Below are 16,969 nucleotides of genomic sequence, written 5' to 3'. Positions count from 1 at the left end.
CTGATGATCCGTTCAGTAAATTGACAGATTTCGGAGTCACTCCCGATACTGAATGGCGATTCAGTAAAGACACCGGTGGGTCTTCGGTCGCGCCGCTCGTCCCGCACCTGGAGGCACCATGGAGGCCGACCCGCGCAGCGGTGTGCTCACCGGTGGCGAGGCGCTCGTCCGGGCGCTCGCCGCGCATGACGTGACGCAGGCGTTCGGCATTCCCGGCACGCACAACCTGGAGATCTACCGGCACCTGACGGCGTACGGCGTCCGGCACGCGACCCCGCGCCACGAACAGGGCGCCGGGTACGCCGCCGACGGGTACGCGCGCGTGACGGGGCGCCCCGGTGTCGTGATCACGACCACCGGTCCCGCGCTCCTCAACGTCACGGCCGCCGTCGGGCAGGCCTACGCGGACAGCGTGCCCCTGCTGGTCGTCTCCCCCGGTATGCCGCTGCGCCACCCCCGGCTGTCGACCGGACTGCTGCACGAGATGCGCAGCCAGACCGAGGCGCTGCGGGGCGTCGCCGCGTTCAGCCACCGGGTCTCCTCGGTGACCGAGATCGGCGCCGCCGTGGCACGCGCGTTCACCCTCTTCCGTACGCGGCGACCGCGGCCGGTGCACATCGAGGTGCCGCTGGACCTGCTGACGGCGGCCGAGGCCGCCGGGCCGGTGCGGCTCGCCCCGGCCTCCGCGCCGACCCTGCCGGACGCCGAGGCCGTACGACGCGCCGCACGCGCCCTGCGGGAGGCGCGGCGGCCCGCACTGGTGCTCGGCGGTGGCGCGCGCGGCGCCGCGACCGTCTGTCTCGCTCTCGCGGAGGCGTGCGGCGCGCCCGTCGTGACGACCGCCAACGGCAAGGGCGTCGTACCCGAGCGGCATCCGCTCTCGCTCGGCGTCTCGCTGCACACTGAGTCGGTGCAGAAGTGGCTGGCGGGTCGCGATGTCGTCCTCGCCGTGGGCACGGAGCTGGCCGAGTCCGATTTCTGGTCGCCGCCGACCGCCCTCGGGGGCACGCTCGTGCGGGCCGACCTCGACCCGGACCAGATGCACTCCGGGCTGCCCACGGACATCGCGCTCGTCGGCGACGCGCGGGCCTCCCTGGAGGGGCTGTTGTCGGAAATGGGCCTCCACACGCGCGTGCGACACGACATCCCCGACCCACGAGGCGGCATCGACGTCGACGAGGTCGCCGTGGTGCGGGACGCGCGGTTCTCCGGGAGTGCCGCGCGCGACGCGCGCTGGCTCCCGTACCTACGGGCGATCCGCGCCGTCCTGGCCGACGACGCGGTCATCACCTCGGACAGTGCCCAGTGCTGCTACTACGGCGCGCTCCCGCACCTCCCGCTGGGCCCGTCAGGACGCTATCTTCACCCGACCGGCTTCGGCACGCTCGGCTACGCGCTGCCCGCGGCGCTCGGCGCCAAGGTGGCGTGCCCGGAGCGCCAGGTGGTGGCGCTGAGCGGGGACGGCGGCCTCCAGTTCACGGTGCAGGAGCTGGCGACCGCCGCTCAGTTGCGACTCCCGCTGCCCGTCGTGGTGTTCGACAACGGTGGCTACGGAGAGATCCGCGACGAGATGGCCGCCCGTGGCGACCGCCCGACCGCGGTGGACCTCGCTCCGGTCGATCTGCCCGCCCTGGCCCGCGCCTACGGAGGACAGGGCACACGCGTGTGCCACCCCGACGAGCTGGCCCTCGCCCTCACCGAGGCGCTGCGCACGCCTGCTCCCACCCTGATCGCCGTCCCCGAGGAGACCCCATGACCACGCCCCCGACCGCACCGTCGGCCGCGCCGCTCACCCCGCCTTCGACCGCGCCTCTGATCACGCTCACCTGGACCGACCACGTCACGGGCAGACCGGGCTATCTCGTGGTCGACCGGCTCGTCCGGGGCGTCTCCAGCGGCGGCCTGCGGATGCGCGCGGGCTGCACCCTGGACGAGGTCGCGGGGCTCGCCCGCGGGATGACGATGAAGGAGGCCCTGCACTACAACCCCGAGGGCCGCTACATCCCGCTGGGCGGCGCCAAGGGCGGCATCGACTGCGATCCCCAGGATCCGGCGGCGTACGGCCTGCTGGTGCGTTACCTGCGGGCCATGCGCCCCTACATCGAGAGCTTCTGGACCACGGGTGAGGACCTCGGGCTCACCCAGGACCTGGTCGACCGGGCCGCCGAGGAGGCGGGGCTCGTCTCGTCCATCCAGGCCGTGTACCCGCTGCTCGACGACGAGACGGCGGCCCGTCGGCGGCTCGCGGACGCCTTCGCGGTCGATGTGGACGGGATCGGGCTCGACGAACTGGTCGGCGGCTGCGGTGTCGCCGAGTCGGTGCTCGCGGCCCTGGACCGGGCCGGGGTGACACACGCGGGGACGCGTGTGGCCGTGCAGGGCCTGGGCACCATGGGCGGAGCCACGGCCCGCTTCCTCTCCCGCGCGGGCCTCGACATCGTCGCCGTCGCGGACGTCAAGGGCACGATCGCGAACCCGCACGGGCTGGACATCGACGCGCTGCTCGCGGCGCGGGACGCCTACGGGACGGTCGACCGTGGCGCGCTGCGCCCGGCCGACCAGGAACTCCCCGGCGACGCCTGGCTGTCCATGGACGCGGAGGTACTCGTTCCCGCGGCGGTCTCGTACGCCATCGACACCGAGAACCAGCGGCAGATCGGCGCCCGCTGGATCGTCGAGGCGGCCAACATGCCCGTACTGCCCGAGGCGGAGGAGCTGCTCGCCGCGCGCGGGGTCGTCGTGCTGCCGGACGTCGTGGTCAACTCCGGGACGAACGCCTGGTGGTGGTGGACGCTCTTCGGCGACATCGGCGCGGACGCGGACGAGGCGTTCGCGTACACCCGGCGTTCCATGCGCGACCTCATCGGCCGGATGCTGGCCCGCGCGGAGGCCGACGGGACGACACCGCGGGCCGCGGCGCACGCCATCGTCGCCGACCGGCTGCCGGTGATCGCGGAGCGGTTCGGCTGGTACCGCTGACGGGGGCCCTGCCGTCATTCCCCCTGGGGAATTGAGGCGCGGGGCCGGTGACAGCAGAGTCGGTGGAGCGAGGGCGCGCGAGCGCGAGTGACCGCCCCTCCCCACACGAAGACCGACTCGTAACGGGAGTATCCATGCCCAGCATCGACCCGCAGGACCTGATCGAGCGCTACATCGGCGTCTGGAACGAGCCCGATCCCGAGATCCGCCGCAAGACCGTGGACGAACTCTGGGCTCAGGACGGTCTGCACGTCCTCCGGCCACCCCAGCAGATGCGGGACACCGCGGTGGGCCTCGGCTTCACCACCGCCGTCCTGGAGGCCCGTGGCCACGACGAACTGCACACGCGCGTGACCCGCGCCCACGACGAATTCGTCGCCCCGGGGACCTACGTCTTCCGGATCCAGGAACCCGCCCAACAGCTGCGGGACGTCCTCACGTTCCGCTGGGAGTCCTTCCACACCGGGGAGGGACGGGCCACCGGCGGTGGCCGGGAGTTCCTGGTCCTCGACGAGGACGGCCGCATCCGGTTTGACTACCAGTTCGTCGACTGACCCCGCCGAGCATTAGGGTTACCGCGTGGCGAGGGTGCGGTTGAGCGTGGCGGAACGGCGCGAGGAGTTGCTGCGCGCCGCCATCGAGCAGATCGAGGCGCGGGGCGTGGCGGCGGTGCGGATCGCCGACGTGGCCTCGGTGCTCGGGGTGAGCAACGCGTTGGTGCTGTACCACTTCTCCACCAAGGAGAAGCTGGTCGCCGCCGCGTTCACCTACGCGGCCGAGGACGACCTCGCCCATCTGCGCAAGCTGCTCGGCCGTCGTACGTCGGCGCTGCGCAGGCTGCGCGCCGCCGTGCGCTGGTACGCGCCGACCGGCCAGGCCAAGGGCTGGCGACTGTGGATCGAGGGCTGGGCGGCCGCCCTGCGCGAGCCCGCGCTTCAGGAGGTCACGCGTGATCTCGACAAGCAGTGGAAGGCCGCGATTACCGAGGTGATCGCGGAGGGAGTGGCGGCCGGCGAGTTCGCGTGCCCGGATCCCACGGGTTCCGCCCTGCGGCTGACGGCGCTGCTCGACGGGCTCGCGGTGCAGATGACCGCCTACACGGGAGCGGTGTCGCGGGCGCGGGCCCAGGAGTGGGTGGACGAAGCGCTCGCCCGGGAACTGGGGCTCGCGCGGGAGGCGTTGACGGCCGCGGTGCGCTGAGGGGCGCGCCGGGGCACACGCCCGGACGGCTCGGTTCGGCCGTCGCCGCCCCACCGCCCACCCAGCGGGTCGGTGCGGCTGCTGCCGACCCGCCGCCGGGCCGTCCATCTCGTCGGCCGTCGGCTCACTGCCACCCGAGTCGGCTCCGCCCACCGCCGAACCACCGGGGAGGCGTGTACGGGGCACGTCCGACCCGGCGACAGCCGCCGCGCCGCAACGGCCGCAGGCGCGGCGGCGAGTTCGGCCCGGGCCCGCCTGACGGGCACCCCGTCGAGGCGGAGGCGTCCAAACCACCGGCACGTCGGAGACCCGTCGTTCAGGCCACGGACTCGATCCGCATCTTGATGTCGACCGGCGAGAGGCTGCCCTTGGCGGCCACGTGGTCACCGGAGGACTCCCCGCGCAGTCGGCGCCCGATCCACGGGACGAGGTACTCGCGCGCCCAGTGGATGTCGTCGCGCCGGACCTCGAGCGTGCCGCGGGGCGGCAGCGGAGGCCAGGGCTGGTCGGGATCCGCGGGCACTTCGAGGCCGAGGACCTGACCGGCACGCAGCGCGACCCGGGTGTGGCCCTCGGGCGAGAGGTGCAGGCGGTCACCGTCCCAGGCGCGGCGGTCCTGGATCGTCTTCAGGGACCACAGGTCGAGGACCGGACAGCCGTACCGGTCCGCGATGGCCCTTACGTGCCCGTTGTACGTGGCGATCTTGCCGCGCAGATGCTTCAGCACGGGGACGGTACGGGTGTCGAAGCCGGTCGTCACCATGACGGTGCCGACGGCGGAGGTGAGGTCGGCGACCGCGCGCTCGAAGCGCTCGGCGACCTCGTCGGGGTCGGTGCCCGGCCGGATGATGTCGTTGCCGCCCGCGCAGAAGGAGACCAGGTCGGGGGCGAGTTCCTTGGCGTCCCGGAGCTGGTCCTCGACGATCTGGTCGAGCAGCTTTCCGCGTACGGCGAGATTGGTGTAGGTGAAGGAGCCTTCGGGCCGCCGGTCGGCGAGGAGCACCGCGAACCGGTCGGCCCACCCGACGAAGGCTCCGTCGGGGCCGGGGTCGCCGACGCCTTCGGTGAAGCTGTCCCCCACCGCCACGTACGACCCGATCACTGATCTGTTGTCACTCTTCGAATCGTCTGCCACATCGGCCCATGATTCACCTTTCGATGTGAGCTACGCGACCGTAGGAAGGGGTTGACGGGTGGTGAGATAAGCCACTCGTAAAGTGTGACCGAACCCGGAATAAGGCTCTTTCAGGAGTGGTTGAACAGCCGCCACGCCTGGAAGCCCTCGATCCGGAAGTGGCTCCATGTGGTCCGGAGCCGTATCCGACGTAGTACGTCTTCAGGTAGTCGTATTCGGCCAGGGCGCCGCCCCGGGGCGTGGCGAAGAGGTCGTCCGGGGAGCGGACGTCGACGGCGTTCCAGAAGTTGTCGAGGTCGGAGACCCGGTCGTTGACGCCGCCCTCGGAGACCGGTGTGGCGGTGTACTCGATGGCGTAGGGCCCTTCGAGCCGCTGCTTGAACCAGACCGTCGCACCGCTCGGTACGTCGATCTCCAGGACGCCGTGCGAGGCGGTGACCGTGCCGCCGTCCTGCAGTTCGGCGACCCACTGGCCGAGGCCTCGGCGGAAGCCGTCGTGAGCGATGAGCCGCCCGCGACGGTGGCGCGGCGAACCGAGGGCCGGACTCCGCGATCGCGGGGTCCGGCCCTCGAAGACGTGAGAGGCGCGGCGGGCGTCAGCCGACGGCGACACCGTGCGCGCGCAGGTACGCGACCGGGTCCACGTCCGAGCCGTAGTTCGGGGTGGTGCGGATCTCGAAGTGCAGGTGCGGACCGGTGACGTTGCCGGTCGCGCCGGAGAGGCCGATCTGCTGGCTCTCGGTCACGGTCTGGCCGGTCGAGACGGACAGGGCGGACAGGTGGGCGTACTGCGAGTACCGGCCGTCGGCGTGCTGGACGACGACCTGGTTGCCGTACGCACCGCCCCAGCCGGCCGATACGACGGTGCCGGCGGCGATGGCCTTGACGGTGGTGCCGGTCGGGACCACGAAGTCCACACCGGTGTGGTAACCGCTGGACCACATGCTGCCGGCGACCTTGTAGCCGGTGCCGATGGTGGCGCCCTCTACCGGCAGGGTGTAACCGGTGTTGGTGGCGGCGCCGGTGGCCCGGGGTGCGGCGGCCTGGGCCTTGGTCGCGTCCGCCGCGCCGGACGACCCGGTGGCCGACCGCGCCGACGATCGCGTGGACGTCGTGGCGGACGACTGCGTGAACGACTTGGTCGACGGCTTGGCGTCGTCGGTCGACACGGCCCTCTCGCCGATCGTGAGCTTCAGGCCGGGGTGGATCAGCGAGGGGTCACTGCCGATGGCCTGGCGGTTGTCGGAGTAGAGCTTCTGCCAGCCGCCGCTGAGATGCTGCCGCTCGGCGATCTTGGCGAGCCAGTCGCCGACCTTCACCGAATAGGTCTTCACCGAGGCCGTGGAGGTTGTCGCGGACTTTTCCGAAACCGTCGCGGACTTTTGAGGAACCGTCGCGGAGGAAATCGTCGCGGCCTTTTCCGGAGTGGACGAAACCGCGGCCGTAGGCGTCATGGCATGGGCGCCGGCGGCCCCCATCAGCGGCAGCGCGAGCGCGGCGCCACCGGTTCCGGCCACGGCGATCGAGCGGGAGAAACGCTGGGACTTGGGTCGGCGGTGCTTACCCTTCGCAGGCATGACGAATTCCTCTCCGGCGCCTGCGAGGTGAGCTGTCGGGTGCGGGCTGGAGATGCCCGGCCACGCGGCTGCGCGGCTATACCCCTAGCCGTTCCGGAGACCGGAACAGGCGTGGTACCTGTGGGTCCCCCGCTCCTGCCGGTTACCGGTGGGTGTGCGGATACCGGGCGGCGGCAGGATTGGGCGTCCGTCCGGATTGAGGGCGAACGTAAGCGAGATGGGGGCGCATCGCCAACCATGTGGCTTTTCTGTGCGGGTGCCTTTCTTGATCCATGCCGGAATTCCGGTCACCCTCCGTGGACAATGATCTCCCCCGCCTCTCAACCCGCCTGGAAATTCAGGCGGATCGAGAAAGCGGGCCCGCAACGCATCGTCACGAATATGACGCTGCTCACCCGCGCCACACCACGGTCCCTTATCCCAGATCCAGTTGGAATCAAGGCATCAAAAAAGGACAGAACGCTCACATGCGACGCAGTCGGATAACTGCCGCATCGAAGTCCCCGCGCAGCCCCGTCCGCAACCCGTGATGCAACAGCACCGCACCTCGGTGCACTTCACCCGTTTCACGGCATTCGTACGCGGCGCTCGGATCGAGCCCGCGCAACCGGAGCGGGGCGACCGGCTCGCCGTGACGCTGGGCCTGGAGCAGGGCGAGGACGACGGTCTCGTCGCCGTGGACGTACTGCACCGCACTCAGCCCGCCCTCCGGAGGCCGCAGCCGGTAGAGGTCCCCGCGCTGCACGACCGGCCGGATCTCCTTGTAGAGGTCCACCCACTCCCGCGCCTCGACGAGCTCCGCCTCGCTCCAGTCGGCCAGGTCACCGCCGACCCCGAGTACCCCGGCCATGGCGCTCACGAACCGGAAGCGCAGCGAGCTGATCCGACCGTTGAGCTGCGCGTTCGGACTGTCCGTGACCCAGGCGGCCATGATCCGGGCCGGGTGGATCTGGCTGAAGCCGTGCTGGATGGCGAGCCGGTCGAGCGGGTCGGTGTTGTCGGAGGTCCACACCTGGTCCGTGCGCGCCATGACGCCGAGGTCGATCCGGCCGCCACCGCCCGAGCAGGACTCGAAGGCGACCCCGGGATGCTCCGCGCGCAGCCGGCCCAGGAGCCCGTACAGAGCCTCCACGTGCTCGACCCACAGCTTCTGCGGGTACGGCTCACCGGGCCAACCGGCGTCCGTGAAGCAGCGGTTGAAGTCCCACTTCACATAGTCGATCGGGGCGCTCGAGAGCAGACCGTCGAGCTGCTCCCACAGGTACTCCTGGACATCCGGGCGGGCGAGGTTGAGTACGAGCTGGTTGCGGAACTCCGTCCTGGTCCGCCCCGGCTGGAACTGCACCCAGTCGGGGTGCGCGCGGTACAGCTCACTGTCCGGATTCACCATCTCCGGCTCGACCCAGATCCCGAACTGCATGCCGAGCGCGTGCACGTCGTCGGCGAGCGGCTTCAGCCCCTGCGGGAAGCGGTCCGGGTTGGGCGTCCAGTCGCCGAGCCCGGCGCGGTCGCTCGTCCGTGCCCCGAACCAGCCGTCGTCGACGACGAAGAGCTCGACGCCCATCTCCGCGGCCCGCCGGGCCAGCTCCCGCTGCCGTTCCTCGGAGATGTCGAAGTGGGTGGCCTCCCAGGAGTTGAAGAGCACCGGCCGGTCCTGGTCCGCGTCCGGGATCACGAACGCCCTCTGGTACGCGTGCCAGGTCCGGCTCGCCGCGCCGAAGCCGCCGTCGCTCCACAGCCCCGCGAAGACGGGGGTGGTGAACGACTCCCCCGGCTCCAGACGCAACAGTCCGGAGTCGTCGTACCCCGCGCCGCCGGAGATCTGCACGCGCGCGTCGGGGAGTTGGGCCACGCAGATGCGCCACGAGCCCGACCAGCCGAGCGCGCACGCGTAGACCTCTCCGCGCTCCTCACTCGCCCCGCTGTCCAGCGCGACCCACGGCAGGTGCTGGTGACCGGTGTGCCCGCGGCGGCTGCCGATGACCTTCTCACCGTAGGTGAGGGGGAGCGCGCGAGCCGGGACTCGGCCGCCCACCGCCCGTGCAGCTGGGAGAGGCGCCATCCGTCGCGCTCGGGCAGCGTCCAGGTCGCGGAGTCCGCCCGCAGCAGCTCCAGGGACGGTCCTTCGTTGGCCAGGGTCACCCAGCGCTCGACGACGTCGCCGCGCATCCGGTAGTGCAGGGTGATGCCGAGCCCGTCGTCCGCGAAGCGCAGCCGCAGTTCGTCGCCGTCGGCCTCGTACGCCCCGAAACGCCATTCGGTGCCGCGCCGCTCCTGCGTCCGCACGGACAGCGCCGGGCGTACGAAGCGGGGGCCGCCCTCGACGGGATACTCCTCGCGCCCGTCGAGCCGGGACTCGAAGGGTCGGTACGGCGGCCCGGGCAGGGCGGCCAGCGATTCTGCGTCCGCGAGGGTGATCCGTGGCCCCCAGTGGAGATGGAGCAGTTCGTCGAGGTCGGTCAGCCGTAGTGCGTAGCTGCTCGTGGGACCCGAAAGAAGCCACGTACGACCGTCTTCGCCGATTTCGATCATCAAACCCTCACAGATTCGAACATCCGCACTCAATCGCCAACATCATCAACGGCGTCTCACCCGGGAGGCAACGGCTGTGGACAACTTCATTGCCTGAGGAACCCATGTCGTATCGTCGAAAGCGCGATTCCCGTCGGCGAGCGTCGCCGAGCAGCGCCGGCGGTCCAATGGGAGGAGCCCCCGTGACGCAGCAGGTCCCGTCGACCGAGCCGGAGCTGGCCGGAGTGCGCAACTTCCGAGACGTGGGCGGCCTGCCCACCGTGGACGGCCGGCGAGTGCGCTACGGACGGCTGTTCCGCAGTGGCCATCTCGCGCACGCCACTGAGGAGGACGCCGCGTTCCTCTCCTCTCTCGGACTGCACACGATCTTCGACTTCCGCAATGCCGCGGACCAGAAGCTGGAGGGGCCGGACGTCGAGCTCCCGGGTGTACGGAACGTGAACCTTCCGCTCACCGACCCCGCCGACGGCAGCGAGTTCTGGCAGATGGTCCGCGACGGCGACGTCGAACAGCTGCGTGGGCACCTCGGCGACGGCAAGGCGGCGAACCGGATGATCGGTTCCTACCGCACGATCGTCAAGGACCGCACCGCCGAGCACTCGCACGTGCTGCACGCCCTGGCCGAGGACAGCGTGCCCGCGCTGATGCACTGCGCGGCGGGCAAGGACCGCGCGGGCCTCTCCATAGCCGTGACGCTCCTCGCCCTCGATGTCGAGCGCGACGCGATCGTGGCCGACTACCTGGAGTCGAACGCGACCCACCGCCGCTACAAGGTGCGCCGCAACGGCTCCTCGGAAGCGGCCCGCTCCCCCGAGGTCATGGAGCTGCTCAGCCCTCTGTTCGACGCCCGCGCCGAGTATCTGACCGCGGCCTTCGAGACGATCGAGGAGACCTGGGGCGGCATCGACGCCTATTTGGAGCGGGGACTGGGAGTCACGCCCGAGCATCGGGAGCGGCTGCGCGAGCGCCTGCTGGACTGAACCCTGGCTGCCCGAAGCCTGGGCTCCTGAACCCTGTGGGCTACTGGTTCTGCCCGCCCAGCTCGAACAGCAGATAGATGAAGGCCGCGAAGAGGTGGCCGACGGCGATGTAGATGAAGAGGCGTACCCACAGGGCGCGCGGGAACTTCTCGACCATGCGCCGCCGAGTGGCGGGGTCGGCGGATTCCGTCGGCTCCGGGGGTTGCGTGGATTCCGTCATGACAGCTCTCCCATGGTCGGGTGTCCTGCCGCCGGGCCGAGGCACAGCGCGGCGGTGGGGCTCTGCAGCAGGGTGTGTACGAAGAGGAGTTCGGCCCCCGACTGATCGGCGGCCGCGATGCGGTGCGGGGTCAGCGAGTCGAAGTGCGCGCTGTCCCCGGGCGCGAGCACCTGGGCGGTGTCCCCGAGGCGCAGCCGCAACCGCCCCTGGAGGACGTGGAGCCACTCCTCGCCGGGGTGGACGCGCACGATGTCGCCCTGCGAGCCGAAGGGGACGTGCACCCGCAGGGCCTGCATTCCGCGGCCCGGGGCACCGGCCTGCCAGTAGGTCCAGCCGCCCGCCTTGGTCGGCTCCATGTCGGCGGCCCGGACGATCGCGTCCCGTTCGGCGACCGTCTCGCCCAGCAGCTCCGAGACCGTCGTACCGTAGATACGAGCGAGTGCGAGCAGCATCGGCAGCGAGGGCTGGCGCTGTCCCGTCTCCAGTCGGGAGAGGTGGGCGGCCGAAAGGCCGGCGGCGCGTGCCGCGGCCTCCAGGGTCAGCGAGGCCCGGCGGCGCAGCGCACGCAGCTGCGGTGCGACGGCGGGCAGCGTCTCGGCTGCTGCGGACTCGGGCGGCGTGGCGGCCGCCCCCCACTCGACAGGGCTCATGTCCTCCATTGAGCCGCACTCTTGCCTCTCGGGCAAATTTCTTGCCTCTGAGGCAAACCCCCCAGCCCTGGCCGAGGCGGGCTCGTCCTCCGAGCCCGTCCCGATCCAGGGAGGGCTCCTGCTCCGAGCCCGCGCCGCCTCTTCGTGCCGCAGGGCTAGCGGTTCGCGACCGCCTGCTTGACCAGGGTTTTTCCGAAGTCCCACATCAGGCCGCCGCCGCTGTGCGCGTCGTCCATCACCGCGGTGAAGGCCTCCACGAACCGGTCCACGTCCCGTTCGCCGATGATCAGCGGCGGGATCAGCTTGATCACCTCCAGGTGGTCGCCGGAGACCTGGGTGAGGATGCGGTGCCGCTGGAGCAGCGGGACGACGACCATCTGCGCGAACAAGCCCTTGCGCGCGGCCTGCAGCATGGTCCAACGACTGCGCAGCTTGAGCGACTTGGGCCGACCGAACTCGATGCCGATCATCAGGCCCCGGCCGCGTACGTCGCTCAGCAGCTCGTACTTGTCGATGAGCGCCGCGAGCCGGGACCTGAGTTGTTCTCCCGTGGCCCGGGCGTTCGCGACGATCTGTTCGTTCTCCATCACGGAGAGCACGGCGAGGCCCGCCGCCATGGCCTGCGCGTTCGAGCCGAAGCTCGCGGAGTGCACGAGGACCCGGTCCATGGACGAGTAGACCTTCTTGAAGATCCAGTCCCTGCCGAGCGTCGCGCCGACCGGCACATAGCCGCCGGACAGCGCCTTCGCCACGCACACCAGGTCCGGTTCGACGCCCTCCTCGTGCTGGTAGGCGTAGAAGTCCCCGGTCCGCCCGAGGCCCGTCTGCACCTCGTCCGCGATGAGCAGCGCCTTGTGCCGGTGCAGCAGCTCCTGCGCGGCACGCAGATATCCGGGTGGGGCCTCGTGCACGCCCTTGCCCTGGATGGGCTCGACGATCAGCCCGGCGACATCCCCCTTCTTCAGCTCCCGGGCCAGAGCGTCCAGGTCACCGAGCGGAACGGCGGTGTCGGGCAGCAGCGGGGCGAAGCCGTCGCGGAAGCCGTCCTCTCCGTTGACGGACAGTGAGCCGGTGGTCAGTCCGTGGAAGGCGTGGGAACAGTAGAGGATCCTCGTCCTCCCGGTGGCGTACCGGGCGAACTTGAGCGCGGTCTCCACCGCCTCCGTACCGCTGTTGCCGAAGAACACCCGCTCCAGGTGGGGACTGTGCGCGAGCAGACTCTCGCCGAGGAGCCCGGGCAGCGGCTGGCAGTCGAAGCGGGTGAGGTCGGCGAGCGAGGCGTCCAGGACGTCGTGCAGCGCCTTGCGGACGACGGGGTGGTGACGGCCCAGGCCCATCACCCCGAACCCGGCGAGCATGTCCAGGTAGTCGTTGCCGTCCGCGTCCCAGAAGTGCGCGCCCTCGGCCCGCTCGTAGACCTTGTCGAAGCCGATGGTGTGCAGCATGCGCGGGAGCTGGTGGTTCAGGTACTTGGTGTGCAGCTCGTAGCGCTCGGCTCCGCGCTCGGCGAGGAGCGCGCCGAGGTCGAACTCCCCCTTCTCCGCAGGGTCGGTCATTCCTGTTTCTCCTTGGACAACTCATCCTCGAACGGCGTGTCCTTCGACAGCGCGTCCTTGACGGCCAGACCGGCGCTGATCCGCCCGGCGATCTCGACGGGCGTGAGACCTATGTCGGCCAGCACCTCCCCGCGCTTGGCGTGCGCGAGGAACTGCTCGGGGATGCCGAAGCGCCGCACGGGCACGTCGACCTCGGCGTCCCCGAGCGCCAGCGCGACCGCCGCGCCGACGCCGGCCGCCCGGCTGTTGTCCTCGACGACCGCGACGAGCCGGTGCTCGGCGGCGAGGCCGGGCAACGCCGGGTCGACGGGTTTGACCCAGCGCGGGTCGACGACCGTGCAGCCGACCCCACGGGCCTCCAGCAGCTCGGCCGCCTGGAGGCAGACCGGCGCCATCACGCCGACGGCGACCAGGAGGACCTGCGGGGTGTCGTCGGAGCGGTGCAGGACGTCGAGCCCGCCCAGATGGTCGACCGCCGGGATCGCGGGGCCCACCGACTCCTTCGGGAAGCGGATCAGCGTCGGCGCGTCGTCGACGGCGACCGCCTCCCGCAGCTGGGCCCGCAGCTGGTCGGCGTCGCGCGGCGCGGCGATCCTCAGGCCCGGCACGACCTGGAGGATCGACATGTCCCACATGCCGTTGTGCGAGGCCCCGTCGACGCCGGTGACCCCCGCCCGGTCGAGCACGAAGGTCACTCCGCAGCGGTGCAGCGCGACGTCCATGAGGAGCTGGTCGAAGGCCCGGTTGAGGAAGGTCGCGTAGACGGCGACGACCGGATGGAGACCGCCGGTGGCGAGCCCGGCCGCCGACACCGTGGCGTGCTGTTCGGCGATCCCGACGTCCCACACCCGGTCGGGGAACCGTTCGGCGAACTTCCCGAGCCCCACCGGGTGCAGCATGGCCGCCGTGATCGCCACGACGTCGTCCCGCTCCTCGCCGATCCGGAGGATCTCGTCCCCGAACACCGAGGTCCAGGACGGCCCGCCCGAGGGCGCGAGCGGCTCGCACGTCAGCGGATCCATCACACCGACCGTGTGGAAGTGGTCCTCCTCGTGCGCGAGCGCGGGCTCGTAACCGCGCCCCTTCTCGGTCAGGCAGTGCACCAGCACCGGCCCGTGGAACCGTTTCGCCCGGCGCAGCGCGGACTCCACGGCCCCGACGTCGTGCCCGTCGATCGGCCCGACGTACTTGAGCCCCAGGTCCTCGAACATGCCCTGCGGCGCGAAGGCGTCCTTGAACCCCTTCTTCGCGCCGTGCAGCGACTCGTAGAGGGTGTGTCCGACGACGGGGGTGCGCAGCAGTACGTCCTTGCCCCAGGCGAGGACCTTCTCGTAACTGTCGGTCGTCCGCAGGGTCGCGAGGTGGTTGGCGAGACCACCGATGGTCGGCGCGTACGAGCGTTCGTTGTCGTTGACGACGATGATCAGCGGGCGGTCCTTGGCGGCGGCGATGTTGTTCAGCGCCTCCCACGCCATGCCGCCGGTCAGCGCGCCGTCGCCGATGACCGCGACGACATGGCCCTTCTCGCCCTGCACCTGACGGGCCTTGGCGAGCCCGTCCGCCCAGCCGAGCGCCGTGGAGGCGTGGCTGTTCTCGATGATGTCGTGCTCGGACTCCTCACGCGAGGGATAGCCGGACAGGCCACCCTTTCCGCGCAGCTTGGAGAAGTCCTGGCGTCCCGTCAGCAGCTTGTGTACGTAGCTCTGGTGGCCGGTGTCCCACAGGAGGCGGTCGACGGGTGACTCGAAGACCCGGTGGAGCGCGATGGAGAGTTCCACCACCCCCAGATTGGGTCCGAGATGACCGCCGGTCCTGGCCACCGCGTGCACCAGGAACTCCCTGATCTCTTCCGCCAGTTCACCGACGTCCGCCTCGGACAGCGCCTTCAGGTCGCGTGGTCCCCGGATGCTCTCCAGAATCGTCACGCTCGGGCCCCCTCTCGGTCCGTGCTGATCAGCTCACGGTGACGGCGGGTTCGCCGGAGGCGACGCCGTCCTTCTCCATCTGCTCGGCGATCTTCATCGCTTCCTCGATGAGGGTCTCGACGATCTTCGACTCGGGCACGGTCTTGATGACCTCGCCCTTGACGAAGATCTGCCCCTTGCCGTTGCCGGAGGCGACCCCCAGGTCCGCCTCCCGCGCCTCGCCGGGGCCGTTGACGACGCAGCCCATGACCGCGACGCGCAACGGGACCTCCATCCCCTCCAGACCGGCCGTGACCTCGTCGGCCAGCTTGTAGACGTCCACCTGGGCGCGTCCGCAGGACGGACACGAGACGATCTCCAGGCGGCGCTGCTTCAGGTTCAGCGACTCCAGGATCTGGAGGCCGACCTTGACCTCCTCGGCGGGCGGGGCGCTCAGGGAGACCCGGATGGTGTCCCCGATGCCCTCACCGAGCAGCGCCCCGAAGGCCACGGCGGACTTGATCGTGCCCTGGAACGCCGGGCCGGCCTCCGTCACACCGAGGTGCAGCGGATAGTCGCACTGGGCGGCGAGCTGCCGGTAGGCGTTGACCATCACCACCGGGTCGTTGTGCTTCACCGAGATCTTGATGTCCCGGAACCCGTGCTCCTCGAAGAGGGACGCCTCCCACAGCGCCGACTCGACCAGCGCCTCGGGGGTCGCCCTGCCGTACTTCTGCAGCAGCCGCCGGTCGAGCGACCCGGCGTTGACCCCGATCCGGATCGGCGTCCCGGCGTCCGAGGCGGCCCGCGCGATCTCGCGGACCTTGTCGTCGAACTGCTTGATGTTGCCCGGGTTCACCCGCACCGCCGCACAGCCCGCGTCGATGGCCGCGAACACGTACTTGGGCTGGAAGTGGATGTCCGCGATCACCGGGATCTGGGACTTGCGGGCGATGGTCGCGAGGGCGTCCGCGTCGTCCTGCGTGGGGCAGGCGACGCGCACGATCTGGCAGCCGGACGCGGTGAGTTCCGCGATCTGCTGCAGGGTGGCACCGATGTCCGACGTACGCGTCGTCGTCATCGACTGCACCGAAACGGGTGCTCCGCCCCCGACCGCCACCGCTCCGACCTGGATCCGCCGCGACACACGGCGTTCGGCGATCGGCCGGACCGGCACCTCGGGGAGGCCCAAGGAAACGGCGGTCATGTCGTCACCCGCGGCTTTCCGTGAAGGTCTCGCGGGCGGCGCGCAGCGACTCCTTGAGGGAGCCCATCGTGGCGAGGACGGCGGTCGGCTCGTAGCCGCAGTGCGCCATGCAGTTCGCGCACCGCTCGTCCTTGCCGCGCCCGTAGGAGTCCCAGTCGGTTTCCTCCAGGAGCTGCTTGTACGTCTGCACGTACCCGTCGCTCATCAGGTAGCAGGGCCGCTGCCAGCCGAAGAGCGAGTAGCTGGGGATCGCCCACGCGGTGCACGGGAAGTCGACCTTGCCTTCCAGGAAGTCCAGGAAGAGCGGGCTCTGGTTGAGCCGCCAGCGGCGCCGGTTGCCGCCAGCGAAGGCCTTCTTGAACAGCTCCCGGGTCTGCTGGACGCCCAGGAAGTGCTCCTGGTCGGGCGCCTTCTCGTAGGCGTAGGCGGGCGAGAGCATCATCTCGTCCACCTTCAGGTCGTCGTTGAGGAAGTTGAGGACCTCGATGACGGTCTGCGGGGTGTCGGTGTTGAAGAAGGTCGAGTTGGTGGTGACCCGGAAGCCGCGCCGCTTGGCCTCCTTGATGGCCGCGACCGCCTCGTCGAAGGTGCCCTCCTTGGCCACCGACTCGTCGTGCCGCTCGCGCAGCCCGTCGATGTGCACGGCCCAGGCGAAATACGGCGAGGGCTTGAACTTGTCCATCTTCTTGCGCATCAACAGCGCGTTCGTGCACAGGAAGACGAATTTCTTCTTGGCCACCAGCTGCCGCACGATCTCGTCGATCTGCGGGTGCATCAGCGGCTCGCCCCCGGCGATGGAGACCATCGGCGCGCCGGATTCGAGGACCGCTCCCACGGCTTGGGCAACGGGCATGCGCTGCTTGAGCACCCCCGCCGGGTGCTGGATCTTGCCGCAGCCCTCGCATTTGAGGTTGCAGGCGAAGAGGGGTTCCAACTCGACCAGCAGCGCGAACTTGTCCCGCTTCCTGAGCTTCTGTTCAAACAGGTACGCAGCGACCTTCATGGACTGCCGAAGCGGCATGGCCATCT

Annotated in this window: 14 protein-coding genes, 1 pseudogene and 1 riboswitch; of the genes and pseudogenes, 5 read left to right on the top strand and 10 right to left on the bottom strand. The window is 70.5% G+C overall.

All coding sequences use genetic code 11. The annotated features are described in order from the left end of the window. Window positions 1-118 precede the first annotated feature (118 nt). The 4 genes from AAFF41_RS40775 (at window position 119) to AAFF41_RS40760 (ending at window position 4,179) form a co-directional block, all read left to right on the top strand. The gene (locus AAFF41_RS40775; protein ID WP_319752082.1) at window positions 119-1,756 is read left to right on the top strand and encodes a 5-guanidino-2-oxopentanoate decarboxylase; all 1,638 of its coding nucleotides are present in this window, start codon (window positions 119-121) and stop codon (window positions 1,754-1,756) included. Beyond that, the gene (locus AAFF41_RS40770; RefSeq protein WP_319752081.1) at window positions 1,753-2,979 is read left to right on the top strand and encodes a Glu/Leu/Phe/Val dehydrogenase dimerization domain-containing protein; all 1,227 of its coding nucleotides are present in this window, start codon (window positions 1,753-1,755) and stop codon (window positions 2,977-2,979) included. The genes AAFF41_RS40775 and AAFF41_RS40770 overlap by 4 nt, the downstream gene beginning before the upstream one ends. A 134-nt stretch (window positions 2,980-3,113) precedes the next feature. After that, window positions 3,114-3,533 carry a hypothetical protein gene (locus AAFF41_RS40765; RefSeq protein ID WP_319752080.1) on the top strand — a complete coding sequence of 140 codons (420 nt, stop codon included), beginning with the start codon at window positions 3,114-3,116 and terminating at the stop codon, window positions 3,531-3,533. Window positions 3,534-3,579: 46 nt separating this feature from the next. Further along, the gene (locus AAFF41_RS40760; protein WP_319752079.1) at window positions 3,580-4,179 is read left to right on the top strand and encodes a TetR/AcrR family transcriptional regulator; all 600 of its coding nucleotides are present in this window, start codon (window positions 3,580-3,582) and stop codon (window positions 4,177-4,179) included. Between the two features lie 316 nt (window positions 4,180-4,495). Here AAFF41_RS40760 and AAFF41_RS40755 read toward each other — a convergent pair whose 3' ends face one another. The 4 genes and pseudogenes from AAFF41_RS40755 to AAFF41_RS40740 form a co-directional block, all read right to left on the bottom strand. Continuing rightward, complete coding sequence (locus tag AAFF41_RS40755) at window positions 4,496-5,281, bottom strand: SGNH/GDSL hydrolase family protein (RefSeq protein ID WP_319752125.1); 786 nt, start codon at window positions 5,279-5,281, stop codon at window positions 4,496-4,498. 46 nt (window positions 5,282-5,327) lie between these two features. Then, the gene (locus AAFF41_RS40750; RefSeq protein ID WP_319752078.1) at window positions 5,328-5,927 is read right to left on the bottom strand and encodes a DUF6250 domain-containing protein; all 600 of its coding nucleotides are present in this window, start codon (window positions 5,925-5,927) and stop codon (window positions 5,328-5,330) included. Next, a complete protein-coding gene (locus AAFF41_RS40745) occupies window positions 5,911-6,891 on the bottom strand; it encodes a M23 family metallopeptidase (RefSeq protein ID WP_319752077.1) in 981 nt (326 codons plus the stop codon). The genes AAFF41_RS40750 and AAFF41_RS40745 overlap by 17 nt, the downstream gene beginning before the upstream one ends. Window positions 6,892-6,895: 4 nt before the next feature. After that, a riboswitch (cyclic di-AMP (ydaO/yuaA leader) is annotated at window positions 6,896-7,052 on the bottom strand. A 302-nt stretch (window positions 7,053-7,354) separates the two neighbouring features. Then, a pseudogene (locus AAFF41_RS40740) lies at window positions 7,355-9,423 on the bottom strand (alpha-galactosidase). 182 nt (window positions 9,424-9,605) lie between these two features. On the opposite strand from AAFF41_RS40740, the gene AAFF41_RS40735 reads away from it, so the two are divergent. Then, the gene (locus AAFF41_RS40735; RefSeq protein ID WP_319752075.1) at window positions 9,606-10,403 is read left to right on the top strand and encodes a tyrosine-protein phosphatase; all 798 of its coding nucleotides are present in this window, start codon (window positions 9,606-9,608) and stop codon (window positions 10,401-10,403) included. A gap of 40 nt (window positions 10,404-10,443) precedes the next feature. Here AAFF41_RS40735 and AAFF41_RS40730 read toward each other — a convergent pair whose 3' ends face one another. The 6 genes from AAFF41_RS40730 to hpnH form a co-directional block, all read right to left on the bottom strand. Then, entirely contained in the window at window positions 10,444-10,560 is a 117-nt protein-coding gene (locus AAFF41_RS40730) for a DUF6126 family protein (protein WP_054232722.1), read from the bottom strand. A gap of 59 nt (window positions 10,561-10,619) precedes the next feature. After that, complete coding sequence (locus tag AAFF41_RS40725) at window positions 10,620-11,273, bottom strand: helix-turn-helix domain-containing protein (RefSeq protein WP_319752073.1); 654 nt, start codon at window positions 11,271-11,273, stop codon at window positions 10,620-10,622. A gap of 155 nt (window positions 11,274-11,428) precedes the next feature. Beyond that, window positions 11,429-12,829, bottom strand: coding sequence for an aspartate aminotransferase family protein (locus tag AAFF41_RS40720; protein WP_343325612.1), 1,401 nt, complete (start codon window positions 12,827-12,829; stop codon window positions 11,429-11,431). After that, window positions 12,826-14,754, bottom strand: a complete 1,929-nt coding sequence (gene dxs, locus AAFF41_RS40715) for a 1-deoxy-D-xylulose-5-phosphate synthase (RefSeq protein ID WP_343325611.1) — start codon at window positions 14,752-14,754, stop codon at window positions 12,826-12,828. The genes AAFF41_RS40720 and dxs overlap by 4 nt, the downstream gene beginning before the upstream one ends. Window positions 14,755-14,782: 28 nt before the next feature. Further along, a complete protein-coding gene (gene ispG / locus AAFF41_RS40710; protein WP_319752070.1) occupies window positions 14,783-15,940 on the bottom strand; it encodes a flavodoxin-dependent (E)-4-hydroxy-3-methylbut-2-enyl-diphosphate synthase in 1,158 nt (385 codons plus the stop codon). A 4-nt stretch (window positions 15,941-15,944) separates the two neighbouring features. Continuing rightward, window positions 15,945-16,967, bottom strand: coding sequence for an adenosyl-hopene transferase HpnH (gene hpnH, locus AAFF41_RS40705; protein ID WP_054232727.1), 1,023 nt, complete (start codon window positions 16,965-16,967; stop codon window positions 15,945-15,947). Between the last annotated feature and the right edge of the window lie 2 nt (window positions 16,968-16,969).

The sequence above is a fragment of the Streptomyces mirabilis genome, from assembly GCF_039503195.1.
Taxonomy (GTDB): Bacteria; Actinomycetota; Actinomycetes; order Streptomycetales; family Streptomycetaceae; genus Streptomyces; species Streptomyces mirabilis_D.
The sequence above is the reverse complement of the archived record's forward strand: the minus strand, read 5'-3'. Positions and strand labels throughout refer to the sequence as shown.

Coding starts and splice junctions, on each gene's coding strand:
- AAFF41_RS40775 (WP_319752082.1), top strand. CDS start 119: ATGGAGGCCGACCCGCGCAGCGGTGTGCTCACCGGTGGCGAGGCGCTC.
- AAFF41_RS40770 (WP_319752081.1), top strand. CDS start 1,753: ATGACCACGCCCCCGACCGCACCGTCGGCCGCGCCGCTCACCCCGCCT.
- AAFF41_RS40765 (WP_319752080.1), top strand. CDS start 3,114: ATGCCCAGCATCGACCCGCAGGACCTGATCGAGCGCTACATCGGCGTC.
- AAFF41_RS40745 (WP_319752077.1), bottom strand. CDS start 6,891: ATGCCTGCGAAGGGTAAGCACCGCCGACCCAAGTCCCAGCGTTTCTCC.
- AAFF41_RS40730 (WP_054232722.1), bottom strand. CDS start 10,560: ATGGTCGAGAAGTTCCCGCGCGCCCTGTGGGTACGCCTCTTCATCTAC.
- AAFF41_RS40725 (WP_319752073.1), bottom strand. CDS start 11,273: ATGAGCCCTGTCGAGTGGGGGGCGGCCGCCACGCCGCCCGAGTCCGCA.
- AAFF41_RS40720 (WP_343325612.1), bottom strand. CDS start 12,829: ATGACCGACCCTGCGGAGAAGGGGGAGTTCGACCTCGGCGCGCTCCTC.
- ispG (WP_319752070.1), bottom strand. CDS start 15,940: ATGACCGCCGTTTCCTTGGGCCTCCCCGAGGTGCCGGTCCGGCCGATC.
- hpnH (WP_054232727.1), bottom strand. CDS start 16,967: ATGGCCATGCCGCTTCGGCAGTCCATGAAGGTCGCTGCGTACCTGTTT.